Below are 8577 nucleotides of genomic sequence, written 5' to 3'. Positions count from 1 at the left end.
TCTACTACACCAAAGACCGGGGATCCAAATGATATCAAAGTATGGTATCTGCTTCTTCTAGCATCTCTTGGCGGACTTGGATTTTTGGGGCTTTCAAAGAAGAAAAAAGTAAATGACTAAAACAAAAAGACCAAAACAAAAAGACCAAAACACAGTTTTAAAGCTGTGTTTTGGTCTCTATTTTTATTCCCAATTAGGGAAAGTGTATTTTTAAAATGTAACGACCAAGACTTAATCACCAATAATTTCTAATTCCTTAGGATAGCTATTAAGTACTTCAACACCCTCAGGAGTTACAAGTACAAGGTCTTCTACACGAACACCCACTTCATCAGTGACATAAATACCAGGTTCAATTGAGAAAATCATACCTGCCTTAGCTTCTGTCTCATTAGTTGATGAAACATCACCAAATTCATGCTCTGATAGGCCGATGAAATGACCAAGTCTGTGAGTGAAGTTCTCGCCATAGCCTTCATTTGAAATAAGATCTCTTGCAGTTTTATCTAGCTCTTTTAACTTAATGCCTGGCTTAATCTTAGCGATAGCAGCTTCATTTGCAGCACGAGTAGTATTATAGATAAATCTATCCTTATCGGATACTTCTTTATAGAAAAATGTTCTTGTCATATCAGAACAGTATCCATCCTTAATGCATCCAACATCAAAGAGCACGCAATCACCAGGCTTAATTACTGTATTATCTGGTGAATGGTGTGGATCTGCTGCATTCTTACCAAAGGCAACTAATGGTTCAAAGGAGAAACCATCTGCTCCAAGGTCCTGATAAATCTTAAGAGTCTGATCAGCAACTTCCTTTTCAGTTACACCATCATGAACAAGTTCTTTAAATTTAGCAATTGCTAGGTCATTAATATGACTTGCAACACGCATTTTTTCCTGTTCTTCTTCATCTTTAATACCACGAGTAGTATCAACAGCAATTGATGAATTAACAAAGCCCTTAGCTGCATTACGTTCCATAAGTGGGAGAAGGAATCTTGCGCGAATATCCTTATCAACACCTAAAGTCCAGTCAGGATTAATATATGGCATTATAACATCAGCCACATCGTCTGTATCTGAATACCAAACTTTTTCAACTCCAAGTTCCCCAGGAGCGTTAAATAATTTATTTAAGAAGAAGACGTTCTTTCCATCTTCTCTAAGTAATAATCCATAGAAACGTTCAAAGGGTTCCTGATAGATACCAGTAAGATAATATATAGACATAGGATCTACAATTAACATTTGTTGTACGTCCATTTCTTTTAAGGCCGCAAAGATACGGTCAATACGATTTTGTTTCATTTTATTCACTCCTTTTCAATCTGTCACTATTTAATAAGGATACCACTTTGAAATAAAAACACAAATGTTAATAATTTTTTATATAATTACAATATAGTATAAGACAAATTTTTGTGTTTATAGTATAATTTAAATATAATTTTGGTTGTAAAAAATAGGTTGAATAGGGGATACAGTTTGAAGAGGAGATATATTATTATCATTAATATATTGATGGTAGGTTTGATTCTTTTTGTTATTGTGAAATATGCCAATGATAGAGCCTTAGAGTCAAACCGTGCTTTAGTTGCGTCTTTTGAGAAAATGACTATAACCACAGAACAAATTATTGATAATTATTTAGAGGATGAGCAGCATTTGTGCGATATTTGGTCGAACTATATTAATAATTTAGCAGATGCAGGAAATCCAATGACTATGGAGGAAGCAGTTTCTTATATTAGAAAAGTTAAAATATCCTCTGAAATATCTGGACATTTAATATATATTGATGATGGATCTTTGCTTGGTTTATCTACATCGCCTAGTACAACAAATTCAAATAATTATCAAGTGGATTATTCTCATATATCAATTTTTGATAATTTTGATATTAAGAATCTGGATGGTAAAGTTAACCTAACAAGAGCATATACAAATCCATTAAATGGTGTGCAATCCATTGCATTTTTAAATAATGTTAAGATTCTTGATGAGGAAAAAGGTGTAATTAGAGATGGTCTTATTATTAGAGTTGTGCCAGTAAGCCGTTTAGAGCAAAAGCTCATTTTTTTAAAGGGCGAATATGAAAAGGTGGAAATATCTATTATTGATTGGGACGGAAATTATATGATTCATGGAAAATCTCTAAAAAATAGCAATTTTTACGAGTATTTTAAATCCTATAATCCTATGTCTAATAAGGAGTTTAATAAGGTTGTGGAAAGTATTCACACGGATATAGCTTCTATGCATATTCGTAATTCAAAAAGTGAGGATTGTGTTATTGCATATACACCTTTAACAAGCTTAGATTCTTGGTATTTGATTGCCTATATTCCTGCTAAGGAATTAACAGATAACAGGTCTGTAGATTGGCTTTTACTTGGAATGACAAGCGTGGGACTTATGATTTTGCTCCACTTTAATTTATTAGTGCTTCGTGCTTTTAATCGCAAACTTGAAGTGGCAGCTATAGCTGCAAATCAGGCAAATGAGGCTAAATCACAGTTTTTATCAACTATGTCCCATGATATTAGAACGCCTATGAATGCCATTGTTGGCATGAACGAGATGATTCTTAGAAACAGTCATGATGAAGAAATTTTGACATATGCCAATAATATAAAAATGGCAGGTACTACCTTACTTGCTATTATTAAGGATATATTAGATTTTTCAAAAATCGAAGCTGGCAAGATGGAACTTGTGTTGGAAAGTTATAATTTCGTTTCGTTACTAAATGATTTGGTTAATATGGTTACGTGTAAGGCCGAGGAAAAAGGGCTTTTCTTTGAATTAAAGGTAGATAGAAATATTCCAAGGGTGTTACTTGGCGATGAAATAAGAATAAAGCAGATTATTACTAATATTTTATCTAATGCTGTGAAGTACACAAAAGAAGGAGGTATAACATTTTCTATTACAAGTACTAAATCTGATAAAAGACAAGATGAAGTAAGTTTACATGTGGAAATTAAGGATACAGGAGTAGGCATAAAAAAAGAAGATTTGGACAAGCTCTTTATGGCGTTTGAGCGAATTGAAGAGAAGAAAAATCGAGATGTTGAGGGAACTGGACTTGGAATGGCAATTGCACAGAGTTTTCTCAATATGATGGGAAGTAAGATTAATGTAGAAAGTGAATATGGAGTTGGTTCTGTTTTTTCCTTTGAATTAAGGCAGACAGTTGTTGATTGGGAAGCGATAGGAGAGTATGAGGAGGCCTTTAAGCAGTTTAGAAGTGAACAAAAGGCGTATAAATCCAAGTTTGAGGCTCCAGAAGCGAAAATTCTTATTGTTGATGATACAGAGATAAATCTTAAGGTTTTAATTAGCTTGCTTAGAGAAACAAAAATTCAAATTGATACGGCAGATAGTGGAGATGCCTGCATAAGTAAGTTTAAGACAAAACATTACGATATTATTTTTCTAGATCATATGATGCCAGGTAAAGATGGAATTGAAACCATTAAGGAAATGAGAACGTTAAAGGACACGGCTAATGAGAATACACCAGTGATTTGTCTTACGGCTAATGCAATTTCTGGAATGCGTGAAAAATACATAGAGGCAGGTTTTGATGATTATCTTACTAAACCTATAGACACAGTTAAGCTTGAAAATATGATTTTAAATTATTTATCACCTGATTTAGTAGTGTTTAATAATGAAGATAAAAGGACTGAGAATTTTACTGCTCCACAAAATATTTTAGTAATTAATAAAGATCTTAGGGTTTTGAGAAAAATCAAAGAGTGGCTAGAAGATGCAGGAAATATTGTGCTTGTTAAATCTGAGGAACAGGCTATTAAATATTTAGAAAATCATGAGGTTTCTTTAATACTTGCGGATAAAGAAATGAGGCTAGAAGAAAGCTTTGATGACGTTAAATTACTATCTCGAGATTTTAAAGAAATGGATAGGGATGAACTTATTGATCTGATAAAGGAATTTTTATAGTAATTTCTTATGGGGTTTCTATTAGTTTTGCTAGAAAGGAGAGCGTATGGGGAGAACTGTTAAGAGAATCGTTAGTGTGGTTTTTGCAGCAATTTTGCTAGTTTCTGTCCCTGGCTGTGAAAAGAGTAAAAGTGAAAGTAAAGAATTTAGGCCTAAGTATGACGCTAATATAAATTATAAGATTTCTGTTGTGGGAACATATGCTAATTTTGAATCTTTAGAAAGTGAGTTTGAAAGATTCTATTCTTATTATCCCAATGGGGAAATTGGATATACTTATCTTGACGATTACAGTAATACAATAGGTCCGGCATTGGCAGGCCAAGAGCCTCCTGATATTTATGTGGTACAACCATGGATGTATGGAAATGAAAAATATGCAGATTTATTTAATAATGCTCAAGATCTCTCTGATGAAAAATTAGATATAGATCTTGATTGCATAAGAGAAGGGGTTAGTTGGGAGATGGAGGATGGTCAAATCTTGACATTACCAATTTTTGCCACATCCTATGGCATGCTAGTGAATATGGATATTTTTGAAAAAGAAGGGCTAAAAGTGCCAGAGACCTATGGGGAATTATTAGACGTAAGTAAAAAGTTAAAGGCAGCAGGATATGAATCTCCAGTTATGGGTGCCAATACCATGACAACTCCAGGAATAGGCTACACCTTTGCTTATCCTATGTTTGCTAAGACTGTAAAGGATGATAGAAGCGTTGAAGATGCCCTAAATAACCTTGATCCTTTAGCTGGTGAAACAATGAGAAATTCTCTTACAAGATTAAAGGAGTTCGTGGATTCAGAATGTATAGATATAAATAAGTGTAGTAGAGAAATAGAAAATGACTACGATGCAGTAATTATGCGATTTTTTGAGGGCGATGTTCCTATGATGTTGTGCTCAGGAGATGTCGTCTCAGGTACAAAAAAACGTGAAAGCAAGTCAGAAGCATTTTCAAACAATCCATTTAAATATGATTTTTACATAGCACCATCAGGGGATGATGGTGGTTACTACATGGATTCAATTTCTATTCTGTTTTGTGTAAATAAAAATAGTGCAAATATTGATATGACAAATGAATTTATACGATTTTTAACAAGTCAGAAAGAGCTTGGACTTATGGCCCAAGAAAAAAGGTTGATTACGCCTACTAAAGATTATTCCCTTGATGAGGTGTACGCTTCTCTTTCGGGATTCCCAGATAATCGAACCATTAGTTTTAGAGACACGGAAATTCTTGATACAACAGTAAAGCAGTTTAGGGCAGCAGCCTACGCAGTCATAAATAATACTATGACAGTAGATGAAGCAGTAGAAAAATACGGAAGCATATCTGTAAAGTGATAGCTTGTGTTGTGAAGTATAAAAGGCATTGAAATTAAGGCTTGATAATTTCTCTAAGATCTTGCACTAGGGAGATTGCCTCATCGTAGTCAAGATTTGAAACTAGATTTGACAAGTTTTCAAATTTACTGCTAGTTTCTTGGCTGCAGTTGTAGCTTAGAACTTGCTTAGTAAGTTCTTCTGCATCGGCAAGATTAAAGTCATTAAGGGCGTAAAGTAGATTATCCAATAGGGAAAGGATTGAGTCTTTGTCAAATTCTTTTCGGGCTGTTTCTTTTGTTAGAGCATAAGGTTCAAGATAAGGCTTTAAAGCGCGAAAAGACTTTATAATGCCAGGGGCAATTTCTTTAATTTGTTCTAGTTGTTCATTTTTTCCTAGTTTTTCAAGGGTGAAGAAATCCTCGCTAAGGGCAGTTGCACCAATCATGCGGCAGATGGTCTTAAGAGAATGAACTGTAATTGTGAAATCCTTGAGATTAGCATTTGCAAGAAAATCTTCTATTTGCTTGCTTTTTTCATCTATAAGTTTGTAAACATCAGAAAGAAGCTCTAAGAAAAGCTCCTTAGAACCTGAAGTTGCAATAGCTTTATTTGTATCAATACCTGGAATATTAATTTCTTTGCCTGTATTATTCATAGAAAATTCCTCCATGGAAATCACGCTTTTTTTAAGTATATCATATTGAAAAGAATTAGAGAGGGGGTAAGCTTATGATTTCTCAAATAATCGTTGTTGATGATGATTCTATAATTTTAAAAAAAGCTTGGAAAACCTTGACTGATGCTGGATTTAAGGCTGTTGCTTTGAAATCTGGAAAAGCATTATTAGAATACATGCAAGATCATTTGCCTCCGGATTTAATTTTAATGGATATAAATATGCCGGAAATGAGCGGTTTTGATGTAATAAAGGAGCTAAAAAATAGTCAAATTTCTTGGGCTGACACACCTGTAATCTTTTTGACTGCTGAGGAAGATGAGGAAATAGAGACACAAGGCTTGCTACTTGGTGCTATGGATTTTATTAGAAAACCATTTGTTCCAAGCGTGTTAGTTCTTAGGGTGAAGCATGCCATTGAACTTGTAAAACTTACAAATAATCTTTGGAGCATGGTAGCTGAGAAGACTAGAGAAAATGAGAGTCTATTTTTACATGTGGTTGAATGCCTTGCAGATGCAATTGATGCCAAGGATAATTATACAAAGGGTCATTCAGGAAGGGTGGCAGCATATTCTAAGGAAATCGCAAGGCGTTATGGTTATGATGAAAAACAGCAGGAGAAAATCTTTATGTTGGGCCTCCTTCATGATGTTGGCAAAATAGGTGTGCCAGATGAAGTAATAAACAAGCCAGGAAGACTCAATGATGAAGAATTTGCCTGCATAAAAAAGCATCCTGCCATAGGATACAAAATTCTAAGCAATATCAAGGAAATGCCAGAACTTTCTCTTGGTGCAAAATTCCATCATGAAAGATATGATGGTAATGGATATCCTGAAGGAATATCAGGCGAAGATATTCCAGAAGTAGCAAGAATTATAGCAGTAGCCGATGCTTATGATGCAATGACAAGTAACCGCAGCTACAGAAATGCCCTCCCACAAGAGAAGGTGCGCGAAGAAATTAAAAAAGGCAAAGGTACTCAATTTGACCCCCAATTCGCAGATATTATGTTGAAGATAATAGATGATGAGAAGTTAGATGATGAGATATTAGATTATATCTATAATGAGTCAGTATTTTTTAGTGAGCACGTAGATCTAGATAGACTATGCAGATTCTATGATGAAATTACAAAAACACAATTCCTTAGTTGGGAAAACAAACTTTTTTTATGGCATCAGCTGTCAAGATGGTCATTTCTTACTAAGGAATATAGTATTCCATTGGTTATGAAATATAATTGGGATTTATTAAAAGAAATAGATATGAAATTTAAAGAAGCATTTTATGAAGAAAATGTATTTGATAAGCCAGAAAAAAGAATTGCATTTTCTAAGAGAAATAAGGATTTAGTAGTCATTATAACATCCCAACTTATTGCAAAGGGACATGGCCCAACAAAATCAGCTCTTGATAGGGCTGCTTGTTTACAAGATCTTGGCAAAACAGTAATTATATTTAATACTGCAGAATTATTGACGATGGTAGGAAATATTCCATTTAAAAATACCGATGTAGCAACTTATTGTGAGGAGAATTTAGAAAAACCAAGTATTGAATGGAAAGGACATGTGATTCCTTATGTTCAATGTGAGCCCAATATGCCAAGCATTGAAGCAGTAAGAATTTTATATAAAACTATATCTGAGTTAAAACCTGCATTTGTAATGGAAATTGGTAATTCTAGTTTACTAGCAAATTGCATAGATGATCTAATTCCAGTAGTTTTTATTTCCATGGGGCCAAGCCTTTTAACTCCTTGTATATGTTCATATCACACAAGAAATAGAGATTATACTACAGAGGAAAAGGAAATATTAAAATATGTAGGAGTTGATTATGATAGATTTTTCCCATTGCCATTTACCTTTAGTATTAAAGAAGCAAGAAATATATATAAAAAGTCAGATTTAGATATAGCAGAAGATGTATTTGTATCTGTGGTTGTAGGAGCAAGATTATCCTTAGATGTTAATAAAGAATTTTTAGACTTTTTAGAAAAATTTGCATCAGATAAACACTATATAGTATTTTTAGGATTTTGGGATAATTATGAAGATGTAAAAAAAGAAAGACCAGACCTTTTTAAGTATGTTAGATATCTTGGTAATCAAGATGATGTAACTGGAATTATGAGAGCTTTTGATTTATATATTAATCCTTATAGGAGAGGCGGAGGAACATCAGTGGTTGAAGCTATGGCACAAGGACTAGCGGCTCTTGCCATAGATTATGGTGATGTAGCATATAATATTGCTCCTGAATTCTTATGTAAGGATTATGATGAAATGTTAGATAGAATAAAAATTCTTACAACAGATAAAGATGAGTATAATAAGGCTAGAGAAATTGCACTAAAAAGGGCAGAGTATATGTTGGATACTAAGAACGCCATGAAGAATTTGTGTGACATGATCTATGAAAGAGAATCTACAAGCGAAAAAGATTGATTTTAAGGCGATAGCTAGTGGCTATCGCCCTTTTTCTTATATATTATTAGGTTGGTATTTGCATTTTTAGTATAATTATTTTAGAATATAAATATATGAAATAAGATCGTGAAAATTGTCTTTTGATGACTGGGGGATAA

Annotated in this window: 6 protein-coding genes; 4 read left to right on the top strand and 2 right to left on the bottom strand. The window is 33.7% G+C overall.

Annotation, left to right across the window (positions count from 1 at the left end):
- The coding region (locus QVA17_RS12670; RefSeq protein WP_442911566.1) for an LPXTG cell wall anchor domain-containing protein at positions 1 to 120 on the top strand (120 nt) is incomplete at its 5' end.
- A gap of 111 nt (positions 121 to 231) precedes the next feature.
- On the opposite strand, the gene QVA17_RS07820 is transcribed toward QVA17_RS12670, so the two are convergent.
- Positions 232 to 1311 (bottom strand): M24 family metallopeptidase, encoded by a 1080-nt coding sequence (locus QVA17_RS07820; RefSeq protein ID WP_287387617.1) that lies wholly within the window; start codon positions 1309 to 1311, stop codon positions 232 to 234.
- Between the two features lie 177 nt (positions 1312 to 1488).
- On the opposite strand from QVA17_RS07820, the gene QVA17_RS07815 reads away from it, so the two are divergent.
- Entirely contained in the window at positions 1489 to 3972 is a 2484-nt protein-coding gene (locus QVA17_RS07815; protein ID WP_287387615.1) for a response regulator, read from the top strand.
- Between the two features lie 46 nt (positions 3973 to 4018).
- The gene (locus tag QVA17_RS07810; RefSeq protein WP_287387612.1) at positions 4019 to 5323 is read left to right on the top strand and encodes an ABC transporter substrate-binding protein; all 1305 of its coding nucleotides are present in this window, start codon (positions 4019 to 4021) and stop codon (positions 5321 to 5323) included.
- A gap of 34 nt (positions 5324 to 5357) precedes the next feature.
- On the opposite strand, the gene QVA17_RS07805 is transcribed toward QVA17_RS07810, so the two are convergent.
- Positions 5358 to 5960 carry an Hpt domain-containing protein gene (locus QVA17_RS07805; protein ID WP_287387610.1) on the bottom strand — a complete coding sequence of 201 codons (603 nt, stop codon included), beginning with the start codon at positions 5958 to 5960 and terminating at the stop codon, positions 5358 to 5360.
- Positions 5961 to 6034: 74 nt separating this feature from the next.
- On the opposite strand from QVA17_RS07805, the gene QVA17_RS07800 reads away from it, so the two are divergent.
- Positions 6035 to 8437 (top strand): HD domain-containing phosphohydrolase, encoded by a 2403-nt coding sequence (locus tag QVA17_RS07800; protein ID WP_287387607.1) that lies wholly within the window; start codon positions 6035 to 6037, stop codon positions 8435 to 8437.
- Positions 8438 to 8577: the final 140 nt, after the last annotated feature.

The sequence above is a fragment of the Lachnospira sp. genome, assembly GCF_016290755.1.
Lineage (GTDB): Bacteria > Bacillota > Clostridia > Lachnospirales > Lachnospiraceae > Lachnospira > Lachnospira multipara.
This window is presented reverse-complemented; position numbering and strand designations above follow the sequence as displayed.

Excerpts from the sequence above, each read along its gene's own strand:
- QVA17_RS07810 (WP_287387612.1), top strand. The coding sequence starts at position 4,019 with ATGGGGAGAACTGTTAAGAGAATCGTTAGTGTGGTTTTTGCAGCAATT.
- QVA17_RS07800 (WP_287387607.1), top strand. The coding sequence starts at position 6,035 with ATGATTTCTCAAATAATCGTTGTTGATGATGATTCTATAATTTTAAAA.
- QVA17_RS07820 (WP_287387617.1), bottom strand. The coding sequence starts at position 1,311 with ATGAAACAAAATCGTATTGACCGTATCTTTGCGGCCTTAAAAGAAATG.
- QVA17_RS07805 (WP_287387610.1), bottom strand. The coding sequence starts at position 5,960 with ATGAATAATACAGGCAAAGAAATTAATATTCCAGGTATTGATACAAAT.